The following is a 21,454-nucleotide window of genomic DNA, read 5'->3' on the forward strand; positions in this document are numbered from 1 at the left end:
ATAAATGGCTATGGTTAACTTAATAAATAATGATGAGACAATCACAGAGGTTTCAACTGAACCTTGTTTTGAAAAAGGTCTAATTTATCATTGCTCTGGTATTCCTCGAGGTGAAGGCGGGGGCGTTGAACGGTATTTAGCTTATCTTCTTTCTAAGAAGTTGCCTGATGTTAGCGATCTCGTTCTTAAATCACCCCAAACTATTGACCAGAGCCAGGTAAAACTACTGCACATCCATACGGCGGATTTAATATGGGATTTGACTGGAGAATGTGCAACTGTTTTTACAGCTCACAATCATTCACTCTACTGTCCTAGTGGAACAAAATATTTAGCAGGACAACGCGTAGTTTGCGATCGCAATCTTTCCTATCTTGGATGTACTTGGGGCAAAATAGTAGATGGCTGTGGTAGCCGTAAACCCTTAAGAATGATGAGAGAACTTCAGCTAACTCACAAGGCACTAGATATAGTAAAAGAGCGTAAAGTTCTTATCATTGCCCCAAGTGATTATATCCGGAATGAACACATCAAAAATGGTATACCACCTCAGCAAGTTGTAACACTCCACAATGCTATTTCTGTTTCAGAAACAGCAACTACACCCCTAAGTGCGGAAGTACATAAAAATCATAGAATCTTATTTGCTGGGCGGATTGTTCCTGATAAAGGGTTGGAATGGCTGCTGAGAAGTCTAGCAGAAACGGACGAGCGCATTCATCTTGATATTGCAGGTGATGGCTGGGATCGACCTAGGTTAGAAAGGTTAGCAAACTCCCTCGGTTTAAATAAACGTATCACTTGGCATGGTTGGTGTGCGAGCTACAAGATAAAGGCTCTGTATGAACAATGTTTTGCAGTCGTCTTCCCCAGTATTTGGCCTGAACCTGCGGGTTTAATTACTCTTGAAGCTTATACTCACTATCGACCTGTGATTGCCAGTGCGGTGGGAGGTATTCCAGAATACATCCAACCAGAAGAAACAGGTCTTTTAGTTCCAGGTAATGATATTCAAAAACTGGCTCAAGCGATTACCGAGCTAGATACAGATTATGAAAAATGCCGTCATATGGGCGAACAAGGTCATGCTTTGTTCATGAAAAAATTTACCATGGATATTCATATTCAAGGGTTACAAAAACTTTATGAAAAAAGCATATTGGAATTTTACCCCTCCTAACCTCCCCTTATAAAGGGGAGGAAAATAAATTTCCTATTTCCCCCCTTGATAAGGCTGCGGTGTACACACAAGTTGGATTACCCCCCTTAATCCCCCCTTATAAAGGGGGGAAACTAGATTTCTTGTTCCCTCCCCTTTCTAAGGGGAGGGCTAGGGTGGGGTAATTTCGACTTGTGTGTACGCCATAGCTCTCTCTTTGTCAGCCCAATGAAAGATGAATGAATGCTTCACAAAGCTTTACATGGGAGAGAAAGAGTAAAGGTAAAACTATGCAATTAAAACCTATTCATCAACAAGTCGTTGCTGTAGTCGGTGCTTCTAGTGGAATTGGACGCGAAACTGCTTTCAAGTTTGCCCAACGGGGTGCAAAGGTGATGGTTGCTGCTCGTAGCGAATCGGGGCTAAAGTCCTTGGTAGAAGAAATCCAAAGCTTTGGTGGAGAAGCAGCATACGTTGTGGCTGATGTGAGTGATTTTGAACAAGTCAAAGCGATCGCAGACAAAACTGTTGCACTTTATGGAAGACTAGATACATGGGTTCATGCAGCAGCAACAGGTGTACTTGCTCGCTTCGACCAAATTACACCTGAAGAGTTTCAACGCGTTATAGACGTTACCTTAATGGGACAAGTTCATGGTGCAATGGCAGCACTACCTTATCTCAAGCAAGAAGGACGAGGAGCATTAATTCATATATCCTCAGTAGAAGGAGTCCGCAGTTTGCCACTGCAAAGCCCCTACTCTGCAGCCAAACATGGAGTTGAAGGTTTCTTAGAATCCCTGCGCGTTGAATTGCAACATGAAAGATTGCCCATCAGCGTGACATCCATAAAACCTGCAGTAATTAACACACCTTACTACAACAAAGTCCGCACCAAACTGGGGGTTAAGCCTACAGGAATACCTCCCTATTACCAACCCAGCATTGTTTCCGATGCCATTCTCTACGCAGCAGAACATCCCACTCGCGATTTTATCGCCGGAGATGTTGGCAGAATCTTAGATGTGTTGCAGCGCGTTTCGCCAGAACTGGTAGATTCGATACTGGCGCTGATTGGTTTTGCAGGACAACGTACTAACGAACCTAAATCAGAAGATGCACCAGATAATCTCTATGCACCTGTACCTGAATACGATCGCGTTAAAGGGGACTTTGACCAATTAACGATTCCCACTTTCTTAGATTGGTTAGATATGAATCCACCTCTTAAGTGGGGTGCAGTTACCTTTGCTGCATTGGGCGTTGCAGCCTTACTTGGTGGATGGCGTCCTGGAGAGAAAGTGTGAGACCATTTTGCAAATTTCCTGTTTCCCCCCTTTCTAAGCTACGGTGTACACACAAGTATGAAATAACTAATAGACCGAGGTTTTAGCATTTTTTTACCCCTCCCTAGCCCTCCCCTTGTAAAGGGGAGGGAACTAATTTCCAGTTTCCCCCCTTTACAAGGGGGGATTAAGGGGGGTAAAGCCAACTTGTGTGTACACCGTAGCGTTTATAAGGGGGGATTAAGGGGGGTGATATTACCTATTTTGAGGTTGATTTAACAAAAGCTCGATCGCGATCGCTTAAAATGAGATGTTAGAATTTTAGATATTTGCGTTTTTATAACCTTGAAAAATTTATTGCAAGCTATATTTATGAGGTTTTCCGCTATAATTAGGAGTTAAGTTTTGGGCATAGATATTGAAGCGCAAACTTTCCTACCTTGATTTTATAGAAACAGAGCTACAACTACCTACACCAGAAAACACAGAGGATTTAGTCATTGATTTATTTGCTGGTTGTGGTGGGCTTTCTTTGGGATTTGAAGCAGCAGGTTTTAAAACTATTGGTTATGAAATTTTAGAAGATGCTTGTACGACATACAGGCATAATCTACACAGTTTATGTTATCAAGTTAATCTCACACCTTTATCCGAGCTAGTTGATAGTGTAGCAGTTATCATAGGCGGGCCTCCCTGCCAGCCTTTTAGTGTAGGTGGGCATCAACTAGGTTTAAAAGATAGTCGTGACGGATTCCCTACTTTTATTTCTGCGGTTCAACGCTATCGTCCAAAATTTGCGTTATTTGAAAATGTGCGGGGAATGCTTTTTCGGAATAAAGACTATTTTGAAGAAATCGTTTTTGCTTTGCAAGAACTTAATTATACTGTTGAATGGAAAATATTAAACGCAGTCGATTATGGTGTGCCTCAAAAAAGAGAACGTCTTTTTTGTGTTGCTCATAAAGGTGGCTGGAGATGGCCAGAAAAAACTCATATTCATGGTTCACAATATACAGCTGGTGATGCTTTGGAAGAACTAGCCTATTCAGTGCCGCCTAACTCAAGATTTCTGACTCACAGTATGGATGAATATATTAAGAAATACGAAATAGCATCTAAATGTATAAAGCCCAGAGATATTCATCTGGATATCCCTAGTAGAACAGTCACCTGTCGTAATTTATGCGGCGCAACTGGTGATATGTTACGAATACGCTTACCTGATGGACGCCGAAGACGATTGACAGTGCGTGAAGGTGCTCGTCTTCAAAGTTTTCCAGATTGGTTTGAATTTCAAGGTTCTGAAAACAGTCAATTCAATCAAATTGGAAATGCTGTTCCTCCAATTTTGGCAAAAGCTTTAGCTCGTTCTGTAAAAGTATATTTGAATGGCAAGGAGTAAAAATTAGAACAAATTTGTTGAACAGGTCAATATACAGCAAATTTCAATTTGGTGAGGTACAAAAATTACCCCCCTCTGTCCCCCCTTGGTAAGGGGGGATGAAAGGGGAAGGCTATATACGAGCATTTCTTTAACGGGTCTGATGTATGAGTGAGTGCATAACACTGGGATAGCATAGTATGATGCAATGCTTCATTACGCAGTAGGAAATCGCGCACCCGGTGGTTGAAGCTATAAGCATCCTGATGCTGAATGAGTTCTACAAGATTGCTCACCGTATTTTTCTTAAGAATTAGTGACTAACTTGATACTAAATAATATAGTAGATTTCAACTGTGTCCTAACGGTTCCACAACGACTGTGTTCTCCTCTTCATCTACTGTTACCTTTGCCAATCCAAATAGCTCGATAATAGAAGCATTGGTCGTTAAGTGATTGCTAACAACAGCCACTCGGTACTCACTTCTGGTTGATGCTAAAGCAGCTGGCAATAATAACTGATCCCCTAAATGTTCGTCCACTGGTGCGCCCGTTTCATGAAATTTCAGAAATTCCTCACAAGCTACCTCAGCAACTTTTTCTGCTGGCAAACCAATACGCCCCAAACTGCTAAAGCCTGCCAAACTATTTTCATACTCAGCAGTTAGAAACAAACCAGCCCCTGGTGCTACACCTTTTGCATGAGTTGGCTGTACTGCTACTTTCAATTGTTCTTCACGCAATATATTTTCAGCACGACTCGCCATCCTTTGGGGAATATGGGAGGGGAGCTGCGTCACAACTGCCAAACCCCGTACCTGTTGCAAGTCACCCCGTTTTAATAAGATAATACCATTCAAGTTGCGATCGCATGGCAGCGCCGCCGTACCCGGCTTATCGCTACTTACAGACAATTCGACTTCTCCACCACCTTGTGGATACCATCCCCAAGCATTAATTTGCATCTCAACTTGCACACCCATGCGACGCAGCATCGGAAGATAGACTTCTTGAATGTAGGTCATTGAAGGGCTGTAATTGACATGAGTTCCGCCCCGCAGTGTCACTTGGGAATTGCCATTTGCAAGCACCAAAGGTAACAGTATAGTTTGTAACACCATACCAACAGCACCTGCCGAACCACCTTCACGTGCCTCGCTCACGTCAAAAGTATAATTTCCTACTTGTACATCACTACTGGGAATAAACTCCAAAGTCATGGAACCCATTGCATCTCCCCGGACTTTGGCACGACAAATCGTTGCTGCAGCACGAACCGATGTCAAGTGTTGTGCGGCTAAACCGGGCTTATCCCGTCCAGCACGAATGTTGTTTATCCGGATTGGATGACCGGTAATAGCAGATAAACTGAGAGAAGTACGGAGTATTTGCCCTCCGCCTTCTCCGTAGGAACCGTCAATGTCAATCATGGGCGACTTTGGGTTTTCAACCTTAAAGCTTAACTAAGCTTACAATTTTTAAAATCAAACCAGGGAGATACGCCTTTCACTCTATAAATTACCGATTGTTGTAGCAATAAGCTGGGTATGGCGGCGCTAATATGCGATCGCAACTCATATCATGTCCGGTTAAACACTTATAATATCCGTAGGTTGGGTTGAGGAACGAAACCCAACATGAATTCTCAGCTTGTGTTGGGTTTCACTTCGTTCTACCCAACCTACGTTGATAAATTTTATTACAAGTAATCAACCGAACTTGATATCACCGACTCTTGTCAAGGTGAACAAAATTTTTAACCAATAACTCCTCTTTCCTCTGCGTCCTCTGTGCCTCTGCGGTTTAAAAGTAATTTATTTAACCGCAGAGGCACAGAGAGCACAGAGATAAGAGTAGAGATTTTATGACGCGAACTTGAATTTAAAAGGGTCTTGCTAACTTGCAACAGACTCATACCACCTGATGTAAGGCAGTTTTGTGGCAGTTGCCCGAATTTGGTCTTTGTTAGCTACTAACTGACCGCAAGCATCCCAACTCCCAGAAAGAAACATGTTTCTGGTACTGTCATTTATCGAAATTGAAGCTGAGAAGTCACCACAGTGAACCTGCAGGCTTTCCAAATTCACTGAAATGGTGACTTCAGAATTAGCAGCAAGCCTCTCTTGCAGTTCCTTCGCAGTCTCTGTATCAACAGTTACACAGGGAATTCCTATGGCAACACAATTCCCAAAAAAGATTTCACTAAAGCTTTCACCAACCACTGCTTGAATACCCCATTTGGAAAGCGCTTGTGGTGCGTGTTCCCGTGATGAACCACAACCAAAGTTGCGGTTGACTACCAAAATATTGGCTCCTTGGTACTGAGGCTGGTCAAAAGGATGCTGTCCTTTTAATACTGCACGGTCATCGGCAAATACGTGTTCTCCCAATCCATTAAAGGTGACGCACCTTAAATATCTGGCGGGAATGATACGATCTGTGTCGATATCATTTCCTACTAAAGGAATTCCCCGTCCTGAAACAAATTTGACTTCACTAACCATAAAAGGATTTTGGATTTTGGATTTTGGATTTTGGATTTTGTATTTTGGATTTTGGATTTTGTATTTTGGATTTTGGATTTTGGATTTTGGATTGGGCTAACGGATACTTTTTTGCTCACAACGGTTGTTCGTCAGATACGGTGGGATAGTAATCATCCCCATCGTAGGTGTATTCCAATAAATCGGTAGGAGTAATAATTCGGTTTTCTTTTCTGCCTCGATACGCCTTAGTCAAGCCATTACACAAGTTGTTGAGCACTCTGCCGCTAATCTGTTCGATCTCATCTACATTTTTTAGCTTTGAAATGGAAGTGGGATGAACGCCTGAAAGCTCGGCAAGTTCTTTGTTGCTAATTTTTTTCTCTGCCATTATCATCCTAAGCCGCCAACGAATCATTTTTTGATAGTCTTCCTTTTTTACCTACTCTCATAGTTTCCTCTAAATCGTGATTTATAGTCAGCCTGCTTTTTGACTGTCTTATTTACAGTTGGCATAGCCTATAAGAAAATTTTATATATAAGTCTAAAATTAAGTAGCGTATTGGCTATATACTATGAAATAGTAAAAAAGACGATCTCTCAGACCTAAGTCCAAGTGCGATCGCCTTTTTCTAATAGCAAATCAAATTCAATTAGTACCTATTATGCCACAAACACAAGCTGTTGCAACAAACGAACAAGTTATTGCTCAACAAGATGACAAATACGTTGAAGCACAGGGCAATATAATAGCACTCCAAACACCTGGCGATTCTTTTGATGGGTTAGCTCAATCCACTTCCTACATCCTCAGCCATGCTCTGTGGCTTGCCCAGCAGAAGGAGGAGTTATCCAAAAGGGAGTACAGAAAGTTGTTGAAAGACCGGGGTTGGAAAAACGAAGACCGGAAGTACTTAAAAGTGGCTGCAGCATTCAAACAGTTTTCAGCTCGAGACTTAAGCCAAATTGAACCAGCAACAATATTCCAACTGGCAAACAATCCCAAAAAGTACGAAAGCGTCATCAACCAACTGCACGGCTTAACAGAGATTAACCAATCTACTGTTCGAGACCTGATTGCCAAGCAGCAACAACCCAAGGAACCAAAACCAGAAGAAATACCCAGCATCTGGCGGCGGACAAAGAACGGGGAGCGGTATTGCCAAATTCCACCAATTCACGAGTCTGACTACATCACTGGGACGACTTTACAAAAGATGATGGATGAAGAGGGTTTGACCGCACAGAGCATCGTTGCCGAATCCATAGCACTGCGGCAAGCTTACAAAGAAGGGCGGTTGATTTTGGTGGCAAGCTTTGAGGGTACTGGTGATGAAGAAACATCAGAGGATGAAGAAACGAATTGGAGCAATGTTTGGGTGAATGACCCGGATACAGACGTAGTACCCACTGAGATTGAGGTGTTTGAGGAACAGGTGGAGGGCGCTTGGACGTTTGAGCCAGACCCAGAAAAGGATGATTGTACGGAGGATTGTGGGGAATATACTGCTGTGGTTGAATTCAAACCAGAGCAATATACCCCATCTCCTGTTGAGTCGTTGATTGAGACCTTTCAGAATGCTAGTACTTGGGAGCAAATTAGAGAAGCTTTGCTTGTTCATGAAGACCACAAGCACCAAGCGTGGGAAGCACTCACACCAATTGAGAAAAAGCGTGTGAGGGAATTGATGCCAATTGAGGTGAAAAAGCTGTCTGAAGCTAAGAAAGCGGGTTTGATTTTTGATTTTAAAGAACTCACAGAGGGTGTTTATCTGGTACGACGAAAGGGGATTTTATTGCCAGAAGTGGTGAGTTCGTCAAGGCTGGATGCTTTTTTGGCTCAGTTGTAAGCTAATAATTCTTTAATTTGCACACCTAAAATACGCGGGTGCCTGGTAGCCCCGAAATATGAGTTTCAAGAAATTAAATGAATTGAAACTCATATGTTATTTATATCGGGGTGGAAAGGCGACTCGTGCGAATTTATTCGCCGTCAAACTCTGGAACTTTTTGTACAAATATGCAATCATATTAATTATGCGGCAATGAGATACATAGGTGGCAACATAAAGGTGCGCAAATGCTTACGCCACATCGTATTCGTCCAATACTCACGGTTGAAAGTACTGGGGTATCGTCACTTGGATAAAGAATCAGGAGAGTTTTCACATATTGTGGGACGGAGCCGTTCCCGTGGTCGGTGTGAAAGCGTTGACTTAATCCGCAAGTTGAGTAGGCAGCGTCCGAAAGCCCGTGTCCCTGGTAGAGCGGCAGAGCGGTTGACCCATAGCTAAGAAAGTGTAGCCAGATAGTCATTTTGTGCAAACAATTTCGGACAAAAAGCTATACCTAACTCTTAGCCAGAATCCCCGTAACTTTAGTTCGGGGAGATGGCTCAAGAAGAAATAATTAACCGCAGATGAACGCGGATGGACGCTGATAAATTTGTATCTCAGCAGACTACTCCCTTCCCCTTTGCGTCTTTGTGGTTCATTAAATAGGTCATCTTCGGGCGGAAAGGGAGTAGGAACTGCTACGATCTGGTTCTTAAGTTGAATAGCGATCGCTTTTATCACTATTGACTAGCTGCTTTTGGATCTAAAACAACTTGGGAACCAGATTCGTTGACATGGTAAGTCCAAGATTGAGAACCACCAGCTACAACCACTTCCCAACCTCCGATCGGATTGAATTCCTTTGTACAAATTTCCCCAAATTTGAATTCGCAGGGATTGCCAAAGGTTTTTTGAGTTGCTTGGGTAATTTTTAATTGGGCGACTGGTGTTTTGGAACGCTGTGAAGCATCACGCAAAATAGTAGCCTCTAACGCTTTTGGCATTGCAGTTGGTTGAGAAGCACTGACTTTGGGATCTAAAACAACTTGGGAACCTGATTTATCAACGTGGTAAGTCCAAGAATCATTCTTTACTTGTACGTTGACTTCCCAACCCTCAACGGGTTTATATTCTCTGGTGCAAACCTCACCAAACTTAAATATGCACGGATTGCTGAAAGTTTTTGGTGTCGCTTGAGTCACCTGTAAATCGCGCATTGGTATGTCAGAACGTTTGGAAGCATCCCGCAAGATCGCTTTTGCAATTCGTTTCGGTAGAACCTTGGATTGCTGGTTGGTGTTTTGGGCTAACTGGGCGCTCTTACCATGACTACTGACTGTTGTGCGTTCGCTCTTAGCGCAAGCTGTACCCAGCTTATCGCTCTTAGCGCAAGCCGTACCCGGCTTATCGCGAAGCGCAGGCTGTACCAAGCTTATCGCGTTGGCTGTAGAATGATTTACATTCAGTCCCCAATAGAGCAAACTGGTTAACAATAGGGTCAAAACAGCACCTTTAGGAACTTGAAAGACACGATGAAAGGGAGAAAGTTGATTATTATTTGGAAATTTCATATTATTAAAGGAGTTTTCAAAATATCCTCTCAAGGTAGAATGACGTTTTCAGTTGGGTATTGTTGCCATTGAGATTACGCACTCGCGAAATTGACGTTTTAATGCTGGAAACACGGGACAAGGTGCTTGGTCTTGTAAATTCTCTGGTTTACTCCAAGTAAATGGAGCTTTTTTTGATGCAGACATCCATAACAATCGCTTTGCCCGTGTCATGGCAACATAAAGCAAGCGGTACTCCTCGGCAGTTTTTAGGTGTTTGGCTTGTTCCCAAGCCGTAGTAACATCAGGTAAAGTGGATTCATCGTGGAGAGCCGCACGAATTTGAGCGCGAGCTACTTCCGATAGGGTAAAGTCTCCTAAAAACTGGCTTTGAGGCGGAACCCAAAATCTACCCGGAATCAAGTTTTCATGCAGAAAAGGTATAAACACGTAGTCCCAATCCAATCCCTTGGCTTTGTGCATGGTAATAATTGTCAGTTGACCGCGACGGGTGTACCGAGCTTCTGAATCTTCTGTTTCCACAGGTTCAAAGCGTTCGGAACTGACGATTTCGCTCAGTGCGTTTAGCATCGTACCCATGGCAGCATGACCGGCGATTTGTTGGTTAATTCTTTCTGCTAATTTGTCAGCAGTTGCCAGTTCTGCTTGGTCATAATTAAGTGCCAGAGCGAAAAAAGAAATTAGATGATACAAAGGCAGTTCCAAACGTGCCCGAAGTAAACTGCGACACAAATGTGCAGCTTTTTGCACGGGTTCTGATTGGGGTGCCGCTAAAGGACCGGGATACAAAAATTCTTCGGGTAAAGTTGCAAGAGCGTTTAAGTCTTGTGTTTCAATCAGTCGCCTTTGGACAAAAACTTCTAGCGCTGCTTTCAGGTAGTCTGGAGAATGGGGGCGATCGCAAAATTGCAGCAGAGCTAGAATTTCCACCGGTACGTGAGAACGGCGTTCCTGTTCGCCAACATCATAAAGTGCAATTTTATAGAGTTTGCAGATAGGAGCCAATGCTTCTGCTAACCACCGTCCCTGACGGTTTTCCCGAACTAAAATGGCTGCACTCGCACTCATTGGATCTTGCGACAATAACTCAACAATTCTGTCAGATAACAACTCAACTGTATGATGAATGTCGCGAGGAGTATAAATTTCTAGTCCCTTTCCGATGCGTTCCGGATTGGCATTTGGTTGGGGATCGTCAGGGTTAACTGGCTGAATGATTTGATGGCGAAAGGGTAATTGTCTTTTGTCATTTGTCAAAAGTCCTTGGTCGTTATTAACTGACGAATGACGGTTCACCCATTGCAAAACAAAATTAGCAGCTTCAATAATAATTCTGGTACTGCGACCGGCTCGATCCATTGTTGCAAGTCGTTCTTGCAAACTGCACTCCTCACAGAATTGCCGAAAATAAATGGGATCGGCTGGGGTAAACGTGGAGTTAATGGCTTGGTTGGGATCGCCGACACGGATGAGGTTTGGTGGTTGGTTGGGATTGTTGGGGTCAGCCGCAAGAATTGTTAAAAGTTCCGTTTGTAAAGGGCTAGAGTCTTGGGCTTCATCTTCAAACACTGCAAAAACTTGATTTTGCTCTATTTTGCGAGCGCTTTCGTTTTCTAGAACGCGCAAGGCGGCTAGAATCATATCATCGTAATCAATAAAGTCACGAGAACGCATTAAATTTTGATATTGCTCGTATAACCCAGCAGCAATGCTTAAAATTCCATATTCGTCTTTTGTCTTGTTGCTTAACTCGTGTAAATCTTCTGGTGACAGACCGGAACTTTTTGCCTCATGAATCGCAGTCATTGCTAAATCTGGTAGCACCTCTGTCCGCAAGACTGATTGACGCCGCAGTCTTTCTGTTTCTTCCCCGTCAAATTGCGTACCTTCTAGCAAGCGGGAATACTGTCCTGGATGGTTGGAAACCCATTGCTCTACAGCAGTACGGATAAAACGGTGACTTTGATTTGGAGTAATTAAAGTGACGTTTTCTAACTGCAACCCTGACAAATCGGGGTAGCGAGTGGCAATGTTCAGTGCAAGACCGTGGAGTGTATGTACAACAAAACCTGTTTGCGGTAGAGATAAATCTCTACGTAAATATTCACGAATTTTAGCTTTAATGTTTGCCGCCGCCGAGCGAGTAAAGGTCACAACAATCAGTTGACTGCGAGATTTTTTACGTAATTCCGCAGAACGTTCGTACTGACGTGCAATTGCAATGGCAGCTGCAGCTGCCATCCCTGTTGATTTACCAGCACCAGGAACTGCTGAAATCGCCAACGGACCCGATCTCCAGTCAGCCATTTGTTGCTGTCCGGGGCGCAGACTGTTACGGATACGTGTTATGGCTGTCTCCCGCAGGGAAGACACGGGCTTTTCAGCATATACTTCTATAAAGTTCGATTCTTGAGGCACAGTATCTGTCAGTTGAGTGTCTTGTTAGGGGTTAGTGGTTAGTGGTTAGTGGTTAGTGGTTAGTGGTTAGTAGAACAACCAACAATCAACAACTAACAACTAACAACTAACAACTAACAACTATCCCTATACATTTATGGTAAATCGTAAATTCCTACATTATCTGTGTTTGATTGCAGTAATATTCTTGGGTGCTCTCTTGCGCTTTTGGCATTTGGATTTAAAACCCCTATGGATGGATGAGGTCATCAGTGCTATCTTTAGCTTGGGGAAGAATTACAATGATTTTACTTTAGATCGAGTATTTCTGCTTCAAAATTTGCAGGAAATGTTTACTTTTCAATCGGGAGAGAGTTGTTTTCAAATTACCAAAACTGTTGCTACAGAGTCTACTCATCCACCACTTTTTTTCTGTGGAATGTATACTTGGTTAAGTTGGCTCGCTCCATTGGGAGAAGGGTGGGTGACACAGTTGCGATCGCCATCCGCAATCTTTGGTGTTGGTGCTATTATCGCAATGTATTACGTAAATCGCATCGCCTTCTTCCCATTTGCCGGATTAGTGGCAGCTGCATTGATGGCTGTTTCTCCCTTTGCTGTCTACCTTTCCCAAGAAGCACGCCACTACACCTTCCCCATGTTTCTCATCACTCTAGCTTTACTGCTCCTTATCCAAATTCAACAGAATATAGAAGAGCGTCAGACAGTGAGGTTTGTTCTTTGGACTGGGTGGGCAATTGTGAATGCCATCGGTCTTTACGTGCATTACTTTTTTGCTCTTGCCTTTGTCGCTCAAATTGTGGCTCTGCTTTTGTTCGTATATTGGCGCAGGAGAAAGATACTCAACCAACGCCAAACCTGGTTGGCAATCCTTCTCTATTCCTGTGGAGTTGTGATGAGTTTCTTGCCCTGGTTAGCGATGGTGCTATATCATTTTGGTCGTTCTGAAACTGACTGGGTAGAACCTCCCAAAAATATTGCTCCTCTGCTTCAAACTCTCCTAAATTGGGTGTTAATGCTCATTGCTTTACCCGTTGAAAATCAGCCTCTCCCAATTTTATTGATATCCGGGTTGCTCATGCTGTCTTTTACATTTTGGATAAGTTGCCAACTCTTCAAAGGTTTTAAACAATTATGGTCTACACCATCAACGCGATCGAGCACATTTGTTTTGTTAACTTTTACTGGTTGCGTCTTGTTAGAATTTTTTGCCATTGCCTATTTCCTAGGAAAAGATATTACCAACGTTCCACGGTATAGCTTTGTTTACTATCCTGGGTTGTGCGCTCTAATAGCTGCAAGTCTTTCTCAAAAAGAGAAATATGAAACAAGAACAAGAAATAAAAAAAATTATATTGCTCTTTCTCCGCCCTTCATTTGTTTTCTTGTCGGTATTATTTGTAGTTGTTTCGTAGTTTCTAACTTCGTTTTTCAAAAACCTTTTCAGCCCGAGCAAGTAGCAAAGAATATGAATCAAGACCCCTCTACTTCACTCATGGTTGTTATGGCATATAGAAATTATCAAGATATTGCCTTAGGGTTGAGCTTTGCTTTAGCACTTGAACCGCTGAGAGAACGAAACACGGAAAAAATGACTCCGCCCCAATGCTCAATCCCCAATGTCCAATGCCCTAAATCCTATTTTGCCTTTTTCAAGCAATCACCCGATTTATCCTCTGTTTGGCAAAAACTTTCTCAACTTCCCCCACTAGAAGTAGACAAGCTTAATCTATGGATTATTAGCCCCGGACGGAGACGCGTAGATTATCAACATAATCTGGCAGTTTCCCCTCAAATCAGTTGTATTATAGATTCTAAAGAGCACTACCGTATTGGTGTTCCCTATCAGTTATATCGTTGTAATCTGGAAAAGCGTAGGTTGGGTTGAGGAACGAAACCCAACAATAAGAGTTTAATGTCGAGTTCCCTTCCTCTACGCCGCAAGCTTATTCTTAATGATTCTCAATACCAAATATTTACGTGAAAATACGGTTCTTTTACTTAAAGTACAAGGAATATATCCGTAGAAACGATGTTATCAAAAATGTTTAATATTTATATATTTTTACGGTTAAATAATGTATTAAAAATCACTATAATTAAGTAAATGATTAAAAAAATTAATTAGCTTAACAATAGTCGATAACAAAAGCAATATAGCAACCCTATTTAGTTTGTGCAATACACCTAGGGGAGCCACCCGAAGAGCAAGGGGTTTCCCCGCGCCCAGAGGAGTTGGGTTGGGCATTGCTAGCCCTGTCAAAGTGAATACAAACTGCAAGAAATCCAATTGCTCTCTCTCCTCTTTTCTCTGCGTACTCTGCGTCTAGTAAGGTTAAATAAATGACTTTTGAACCGCAGAGTACGCTCCAGAGCGCAGAGAGTAAAGATGAGGAATTGCCACCTAAATCAAAATTTTCTGAGCCACCTTGACAGGGTTAGTAGGGCATTGCCCACCAAAAAGCTTTTGTGCTGCATAGCCCTACCTACAGGACTTAAAATTTTTCAGGCATGATTTAGGATTGCTATACTTTTAAAAAAAATTTTTAAGATAGGTAAAGAAAATGCTAGAAATATTTTAAATAAGTATACTAAAACTAGCTATTTTTTGAAAATCGATACATGGTAAAACCATTCTCAAAAATATGTATTTTTCTTTGAAAATGTATTTTTATACTAATTATCATACATAGTAAATGAACATATCAATGAATATACAAATTTTCTGCCTGTTGATAATATCCAGTTAACTAATTACGATCGCGAACCGATTCACAGCCCAGGTTCCATCCAACCTCACGGTTTATTCTTAGTCCTGTCAGAACCCGATTTGGAAATTCTCTACATTAGTAATAATACAGAGAATTTGCTAGGAATGCCAGCCCAAAAGTATTTAGAACAGCATTTATCCGTACTTTTAGAACCAGAACAAATAGCTGCAATTGAAGGATGTCTTCAAGGGAATTTTGAAAATATTAATCCTTTGAAACTCGCAGTTTCCAGTCATGGTAGAATCTGCTTGTTTAATGGGATTATTCATCGCTCGCCACAAAACGATTTGATTCTGGAGTTAGAACCTTGTAATTGCGAAGGGAGTACGGGGTTCTATGATTTTTATTCTCTGACAAGAAACGCACTGACTCAGATGCAACAAGTTTCAAACTTGAGTGAGTTGAGTGCTGCGATCGTCAAAGAAGTCAGAAAAATGACGGGTTTTGACCGAGTTATGGTTTATCGGTTTGATGAGAAAAGTTGTGGGGAAGTCATTGCCGAAGATAAATTGGAACAGATAGAACCATATCTCGGCTTGCGATACCCAGATTTTGACATACCCCCCCATGCCAGATATCTGTATACCCTGAATCCCCTGCGTCTTATTGCAGATGTTAACTACCAACCTGTAACGATTATCTCCAAAAACCAAAATTTCCAGTCCCCAATCCAAAATCCAAAATCCAAAATCCAAAATTTCCAGTCCCCAATCCAAAATCCAAAATCCAAAATCCAAAATCCCCTCGACTTAACCTATAGCGTATTGAGAAGCGTTTCCACGTGCCACATTCAGTATTTGAAAAATATGGGAGTTGGGGCGAGTATGTCAATTTCACTTGTAAAAGACGGCAAATTATGGGGTTTAATCGCATGCCACCATCAAACGCCTCGATTTGTCTCTTATGAAATCAGAACAGCTTGCGAGTTTTTGGGAAAGGTTATGTCTTTAGAACTCGCTTCCAAAGAAGAAAATGAAAATTTAGAATACAAATTGCAGTTAAAGTTCAGCCAAACCAAATTTATAGATACAGTGGCTAAATCGCAAGATTTTGCTGATGCTTTGTTTCAAGATCGAGTTAGTTTGCTGAAGCTTGTTAATGCTGAGGGGGCTGTTGTCTGTACTGATGGTCATTTGACACTTATTGGTAAAACACCAAGTGAAACAGCTATTCACGATCTTATGTCTTGGTTGGGTGACAAATTTCAGAATTACCTTTTTGTGACTGACTCTTTATCAAACCTTTATCCAAAGGCAGTAGACTTTAAAGATGTAGCGAGTGGATTGTTAGCTCTTTCGATAGCTAGGATACGTAATAACTATGTCTTGTGGTTCCGCCCGGAAAGATTGCAATATGTCAATTGGGCGGGAAATCCTCAGCCCGTCAAGACTGTAGCACCTGATGGCAGTTTAACTCTTTGTCCGCGTAAGTCCTTTGAGTTGTGGCAAGAACAGGTAAACGGAACATCTTTACCTTGGCAATCCTATGAAATTGATGGGGCAATTGAGTTGAGGAGTGCAATTGTAGGGATTGTGCTTCGTAAAGCTGATGAATTAGCAGCAATTAACTTGGAGTTAGAACGCAGCAATAATGAGTTAGATGCTTTTGCCTACATTGCTTCTCACGATCTTAAAGAACCATTGCGAGGAATTCACAATTACTCCACCTTTTTATTAGAAGACTATGCCAAGATTTTAGATGGAGAAGGTGTCTCAAAACTAGAAACGTTAGTTCGTTTGACAAAGCGGATGGAGGATTTGATTAATTCTCTTCTTCACTTTTCCCGTTTGGGAAGACAGGAATTGAATGTGGAGCTAATTGACTTTAATGAATTGGTGCAAAATGTCTCTGAAATATTTTGCATGAGTTTGGGGAATAGTCATATTAATATCCGAATTCCCAAACCTTTACCTGTGATTAGGGGCGATCGCATTTTACTTGAAGAAGTCCTAATCAATTTAATGAGTAATGGCTTCAAATACAACGAGAACCCTGAAAAATGGGTAGAGATTGGGTATTTAGATTCGCTTAACGAGCAAAAACCCCCCCTATGGACGTTTTACGTAAAGGATAATGGTATTGGCATTCGTGAAAAACATCTAGAAACCATCTTTCGGATTTTCAAACGACTGCATGCTCCCGGTAAGTATGCCGGTGGGACAGGGGCAGGGTTAACAATTGTCAAGAAAATCATCGAACGACACGATGGAAAGATTTGGGTTGAGTCTGCTGACGGTCAGGGCAGTACTTTCTACTTTACATTACCGAAATGAACATAAATTATGGAAAAACCATTGGCTCAATTTTCTCTCAATACCCCCAACCATAACTGTGTCATTTTGGTAGTCGAAGATAGCGATGAGGACTTTACAGCATTCACCCGTGCGCTTAGAGAAGCTTCTTTTGTCTGCTCGGTGTATCGCGTATGTGATGGTGATGATGCATTGGATTATCTTCACCGCCAAGGGAAGTACGCCAATCCCGCTCTATCTCCCCGTCCAGCACTGGTTTTGGTGGATCTAAATTTACCGGGAACAGATGGACGAGAAGCGATCGAACAAATCAAACAGGATCGTTTGCTGAAAAGTATTCCTACGATCGCACTGACTACATCTTCTAGCCCCAAAGATATTGAAGCTTGCTATCAGTACGGTGTGAATTGCTATATGCTCAAACCAATCGGCGTGGAAGCTTTGAGAAAAACCATTCGGAATTTTTTGGACTACTGGTTTGATACCGTTGTTCTTCCTAATTCCATACAGCAAAAAACATGACATATGGATAGCCAACGCACCATTTTTATCATTGATGATTGTAAAGAAGACCGCATGGTTTATCGTCGCTTACTAGAGCGCGATACACGCTATACTTATAAAGTGGTGGAATTTGAATCGGCAGCAGAAGCAATTGAGTCTTGTAAGTCTTGGATTCCAGATCTGATATTCATAGACTTTATGCTGCCGGATGCGACTGGGGTGGAGTTTCTTGAGGAATTAAAACTTTCCACCGATAGAAAACATTTGCCTGTCATTATGCTGACAGGGCAAGGGGATGAAAGCGTTGCCGTGCAGGCAATGAAAAGCGGCGCACAGGATTATCTCGTCAAAGGGAAACTCACTGATGACACTTTTTACCGTGCTAGCTATACCGTAATGGAACGGGTGCGCCTCATGCAGCAAGTAGATTTACAGCAAGAGCAGCAACGATTGATTGCGGCGATCGCTCTCCGCATTCGTTTGTCCTTGAGCTTGGAAATTGTTCTGAATACGGCAGTTGAAGAAATCCGAGATTTTCTGAAAGCAGATCGAGTGATAGTGTACCAGTTTCATCCCGATAAGAGCGGTACAATTGTAGCAGAATCTGTTGTATCTGGTTGGAAGAGTTGCTTGAATGTCAGGGTTGAAGATACCTGTTTTCAGGGTGTAAGAGGAAGTTATCACCGCAGTCGTCCTGGTGCAGTTAACGATACACATCAAGCGGTATTATCTGACTGTTATGTTGAACTTTTGAAACACTACCAAGTCCGAGCAAATCTCTACGTTCCAATTTTTTCAGGTATTCAACCTGTAGAAGCCGATCGATGTTTGCTGAGAAATGAACCTCCTGTTTGGGGTTTGCTCATCGCCCATCAATGCGGAAATTCCCGTCAATGGCAACAATCGGAAATGGATTTGCTAGAGCAACTTTCAGTACAATTAGCGATCGCGATTCAACAGGCAGAACTTTACGAAAACTTGCGTTGCCTAAACGCACAACTAGAAGCTAAAGTCCTTGAACGAACAGTAGAATTACAACAAAGCGAGCGTAAATTCCGTGCAATTTTTGAGCAAACTTTTCAATTGATTGGGTTGTTAACTCCGCAAGGGACAATATTGGAACTCAACCAAGCCTTTTTGGAGTTTTTTGGTGCTGAATGCGATCGGCTTAGAGGGTTGCCTTTTTGGGAATTATCCTGTTACAAAATATCACCTACCATACATGACAGTTTGCAAAAAGCGATCGCTCTAGCATCTGTTGGCAATTTTGTGCGGTATGAAGTCACATTACCCAATGCACGAGGCATTCAAAGAACTATTGATGTTTCCATAAAACCTATTTTGAATGAGATGGGGGAAGTCGTTTTGTTACTGCCAGAAGGCAGAGATATCACAGAACGCAAGCAAGCAGAAGAAGCTTTATGCGATCTCAATGAAGAGTTAGAAATCAGAGTTCAACAACGGACTCAGGATTTGGAGCAAGCCAATATTAACCTCAGAAGCGAAATAGCCGAAAGACAACGTGTAGAAGATGAATTGCGTCGAAGTGAAGAAAAGTTTCGCCAACTTGCACAGAAGATTCGCGAAGTTTTCTTCATATTTAACCACGATTTGAGCGAAACGATTTATATTAGCCCAGCATATGAAGAGATTTGGGGTCAATCTTGCTCGAGTATGTATCAAAACTCTTTGTCTTGGTTAAATCTTGTCCATCCTGAGGACAAAGACAGCGTTATACTATCACTCGATCGCCAAAGATATATTGAAGGATTTAGGCAAGAATATCGGATTCTTCGAGATGATGGAGATATTCGTTGGATTCGGACTCAAAGCTTTTTGGTTCGAAATTCAGCAGGTGCAATTCAACGGATCGTAGGTATTGCTGAAGACATAACCGAAAGCAAACGCACGGAAACAGAACTCCAACGCCGCCAACAGGAATTTTTAGCTTTGGTTGAAAATGCCCCGGATATCATAGCCCGAATTGAGCGTGATTACCGTTACCTATATATTAACCCTGCCGTACAAGCAGCATCAGGTTTACCCCGACAAGCATTTATAGGAAAAACGACTGGAGAACTTGGGTTTCCCAAGGAGACAGTTATACAGATAGAACTTGGGGTAAAGCAGGTTTTTGAAACCGGGCAAGAGCATTTTATTGAGTTTAGCCTTGATGGTTTAAATGGTTTGAAGCACTACCAAGCTCGAATGGTGCCAGAACGAAATTCTCATGGAGATTTATCTTCCGTGTTATTAATGAGCCGTGACATCACGTTACTCAAACAAACTGAGATGGAAATGCGGGAAACTAATGCTTTATTGCAAGCCATTATTCAGTCAGCACCAGTTGGGATTGATTTGGTTGATACTGATGGCAATGTTGTCCTTTGGAATCCAATGAGCGAGCGTTTGTTTGGTTGGAAAGCACAAGAAGTCCTTGGCAAACCTTTACCAATTGTGCCTAATGAAGCTCGGGAAAAATTTATTGAGTTTGTGCATCAAACCTTTGCTGGGCAGGGCATAACTCAAGTGGAAACTCAGCGTCAAAGAAAAGATGGCTCATTAATTGACATCAGCCTTTCCACTGCTTTAGTTAGGGATATACAGGGGAATGTGATTGGTGGTATAGGTATTTGCCAAGATATTAGCGAACGACAAGCCGCCCTACGGGAACGCAAACAAGCGGAGTTAGAACTTCTTCGCAATCGCGATCTCCGAGAAGCCATCTTTAATGAATCGGCTGATGCGATTTTTCTTGTGGATGAGGATACTCGCCGAATCATTGATTGCAATCGTCGTGCTATTAAGTTATTTGAAGCATCTAGTAAGGAAGAACTGATTAACGACGATCGTCATACATTACAACATTATCCCTTGACATTTCAAGAATTAGAAAAATTAACAGAAGAAGTTAAGAAAAAAGGATTTTGGAGTCGAGAAATTGAATATAAAACCCTTAAAGGAAACTCATTTTGGGGGAACTTAGCTGTTAAACAAATCAGTATTGCCGGGACGGTGAGAAATTTAGTAAGAGTGACTGATATTAGCGATCGCAAGCAAGCAGTAGACCAACTAGAACATTCGCTAGAAGAAAAAGAAACGTTGTTAAAAGAAATTCATCACCGAGTGAAAAATAACCTGCAAATTATTTCTAGCTTGCTGCGAATGCAATCGAGACGTGCGCGGGATGAATCAACCATGGTGTTATTCCAAGAATCTCAAAATCGCGTGCAATCCATGGCACTTATTCACGAACATTTGTACCAGTCGCCAGAAATTTCGCAAATAGATTTTGGTGAATACATTCGGAGTTTAACAGATAACTTATTCCGATGCTATGGCATCAGTCAAAAGGCGATTTTATTAAAAATAGAAACTGGTGGAATCAAGCTCAACCTTGATACTGCTATACCTTGTGGGCTGCTTATCAACGAGCTTGTTTCCAACTCTCTCAAATACGCTTTTCCCAAAGGAAGACGCGGCGAAATTGCCATTTGTCTGGTATCAGCCACAGACAATACCATTACACTAACAGTCAGCGATACTGGTATTGGTATTCCAGAGTCCTTAGATTGGAACAACACCAACTCTTTAGGTTTAAGGATTGTGCATAACCTAACCAGACAACTCAAGGGTACTCTAACTCTAGAGCGCAATCATGGCACTGCTTTCCATATCACATTTTCTCAAGTATTAAAAACTTAACTTGGTTAGTGGTTAGTGGTTAGTGGTTAGTAGTTAGTTGTTAGTGGTTAGTAGATAGTAGATAGTGGTTAGTAGATAGTTTATTGAAG

At 42.0% G+C, this 21,454-nt stretch carries 13 protein-coding genes; 8 read left to right on the forward strand and 5 right to left on the reverse strand.

The features are described 5' to 3' along the window. Window positions 1–10: 10 nt before the first annotated feature. The 3 genes from F7734_RS30280 to F7734_RS30290 all read left to right on the forward strand — a co-directional run bounded on the left by F7734_RS30280 (window position 11) and on the right by F7734_RS30290 (window position 3,847). The gene (locus F7734_RS30280) at window positions 11–1,180 is read left to right on the forward strand and encodes a glycosyltransferase family 4 protein (protein WP_155748280.1); all 1,170 of its coding nucleotides are present in this window, start codon (window positions 11–13) and stop codon (window positions 1,178–1,180) included. Between the two features lie 269 nt (window positions 1,181–1,449). Next, window positions 1,450–2,466, forward strand: a complete 1,017-nt coding sequence (locus F7734_RS30285; protein ID WP_155748281.1) for an SDR family oxidoreductase — start codon at window positions 1,450–1,452, stop codon at window positions 2,464–2,466. A gap of 397 nt (window positions 2,467–2,863) precedes the next feature. Beyond that, window positions 2,864–3,847 (forward strand): DNA cytosine methyltransferase, encoded by a 984-nt coding sequence (locus tag F7734_RS30290; protein WP_155748282.1) that lies wholly within the window; start codon window positions 2,864–2,866, stop codon window positions 3,845–3,847. 329 nt (window positions 3,848–4,176) lie between these two features. Here the strand turns inward: F7734_RS30290 and rtcA are convergent, their stop codons facing one another. The 3 genes from rtcA to F7734_RS30305 form a co-directional block, all read right to left on the reverse strand. After that, complete coding sequence (gene rtcA / locus F7734_RS30295) at window positions 4,177–5,256, reverse strand: RNA 3'-terminal phosphate cyclase (RefSeq protein ID WP_155748283.1); 1,080 nt, start codon at window positions 5,254–5,256, stop codon at window positions 4,177–4,179. Window positions 5,257–5,721: 465 nt separating this feature from the next. Continuing rightward, window positions 5,722–6,330: a 3-isopropylmalate dehydratase small subunit gene (leuD, locus tag F7734_RS30300; RefSeq protein WP_155748284.1), complete on the reverse strand. Its 609-nt coding sequence runs from the start codon at window positions 6,328–6,330 to the stop codon at window positions 5,722–5,724. Window positions 6,331–6,445: 115 nt separating this feature from the next. Further along, on the reverse strand, window positions 6,446–6,727 hold the full coding sequence (locus tag F7734_RS30305; RefSeq protein ID WP_155748285.1) for a helix-turn-helix transcriptional regulator: 282 nt from the start codon (window positions 6,725–6,727) through the stop codon (window positions 6,446–6,448). 247 nt (window positions 6,728–6,974) lie between these two features. On the opposite strand from F7734_RS30305, the gene F7734_RS66320 reads away from it, so the two are divergent. After that, complete coding sequence (locus F7734_RS66320; RefSeq protein WP_155748286.1) at window positions 6,975–8,159, forward strand: hypothetical protein; 1,185 nt, start codon at window positions 6,975–6,977, stop codon at window positions 8,157–8,159. Window positions 8,160–8,884: 725 nt separating this feature from the next. Here the strand turns inward: F7734_RS66320 and F7734_RS30315 are convergent. Together F7734_RS30315 and F7734_RS30320 are read right to left on the reverse strand one after the other, a co-directional pair. Further along, entirely contained in the window at window positions 8,885–9,715 is an 831-nt protein-coding gene (locus F7734_RS30315) for a hypothetical protein (protein ID WP_155748287.1), read from the reverse strand. 48 nt (window positions 9,716–9,763) lie between these two features. Continuing rightward, window positions 9,764–12,133, reverse strand: coding sequence for an ATP-dependent helicase (locus F7734_RS30320; protein ID WP_166482242.1), 2,370 nt, complete (start codon window positions 12,131–12,133; stop codon window positions 9,764–9,766). Window positions 12,134–12,269: 136 nt separating this feature from the next. On the opposite strand from F7734_RS30320, the gene F7734_RS30325 reads away from it, so the two are divergent. The 4 genes from F7734_RS30325 to F7734_RS30340 all read left to right on the forward strand — a co-directional run bounded on the left by F7734_RS30325 (window position 12,270) and on the right by F7734_RS30340 (window position 21,365). Further along, on the forward strand, window positions 12,270–14,021 hold the full coding sequence (locus F7734_RS30325; protein ID WP_155748289.1) for a glycosyltransferase family 39 protein: 1,752 nt from the start codon (window positions 12,270–12,272) through the stop codon (window positions 14,019–14,021). Window positions 14,022–14,858: 837 nt separating this feature from the next. After that, window positions 14,859–17,177, forward strand: a complete 2,319-nt coding sequence (locus tag F7734_RS30330; RefSeq protein ID WP_155748290.1) for an ATP-binding protein — start codon at window positions 14,859–14,861, stop codon at window positions 17,175–17,177. 9 nt (window positions 17,178–17,186) lie between these two features. Continuing rightward, the gene (locus F7734_RS30335) at window positions 17,187–17,678 is read left to right on the forward strand and encodes a response regulator (RefSeq protein ID WP_155748291.1); all 492 of its coding nucleotides are present in this window, start codon (window positions 17,187–17,189) and stop codon (window positions 17,676–17,678) included. A 3-nt stretch (window positions 17,679–17,681) separates the two neighbouring features. Beyond that, complete coding sequence (locus tag F7734_RS30340) at window positions 17,682–21,365, forward strand: PAS domain S-box protein (RefSeq protein WP_155748292.1); 3,684 nt, start codon at window positions 17,682–17,684, stop codon at window positions 21,363–21,365. The last annotated feature ends 89 nt before the right edge of the window (window positions 21,366–21,454 follow it).

The organism is Scytonema sp. UIC 10036, from assembly GCF_009725235.1.

What these genes read in the sequence shown, in the direction of transcription:
- F7734_RS30305 (WP_155748285.1), bottom strand. Translation starts at nt 6,727, where the DNA reads ATGATTCGTTGGCGGCTTAGGATGATAATGGCAGAGAAAAAAATTAGC.
- F7734_RS30285 (WP_155748281.1), top strand. Translation starts at nt 1,450, where the DNA reads ATGCAATTAAAACCTATTCATCAACAAGTCGTTGCTGTAGTCGGTGCT.
- F7734_RS30340 (WP_155748292.1), top strand. Translation starts at nt 17,682, where the DNA reads ATGGATAGCCAACGCACCATTTTTATCATTGATGATTGTAAAGAAGAC.
- F7734_RS30280 (WP_155748280.1), top strand. Translation starts at nt 11, where the DNA reads ATGGTTAACTTAATAAATAATGATGAGACAATCACAGAGGTTTCAACT.
- F7734_RS66320 (WP_155748286.1), top strand. Translation starts at nt 6,975, where the DNA reads ATGCCACAAACACAAGCTGTTGCAACAAACGAACAAGTTATTGCTCAA.
- F7734_RS30315 (WP_155748287.1), bottom strand. Translation starts at nt 9,715, where the DNA reads ATGAAATTTCCAAATAATAATCAACTTTCTCCCTTTCATCGTGTCTTT.
- F7734_RS30325 (WP_155748289.1), top strand. Translation starts at nt 12,270, where the DNA reads ATGGTAAATCGTAAATTCCTACATTATCTGTGTTTGATTGCAGTAATA.
- F7734_RS30335 (WP_155748291.1), top strand. Translation starts at nt 17,187, where the DNA reads ATGGAAAAACCATTGGCTCAATTTTCTCTCAATACCCCCAACCATAAC.
- leuD (WP_155748284.1), bottom strand. Translation starts at nt 6,330, where the DNA reads ATGGTTAGTGAAGTCAAATTTGTTTCAGGACGGGGAATTCCTTTAGTA.
- rtcA (WP_155748283.1), bottom strand. Translation starts at nt 5,256, where the DNA reads ATGATTGACATTGACGGTTCCTACGGAGAAGGCGGAGGGCAAATACTC.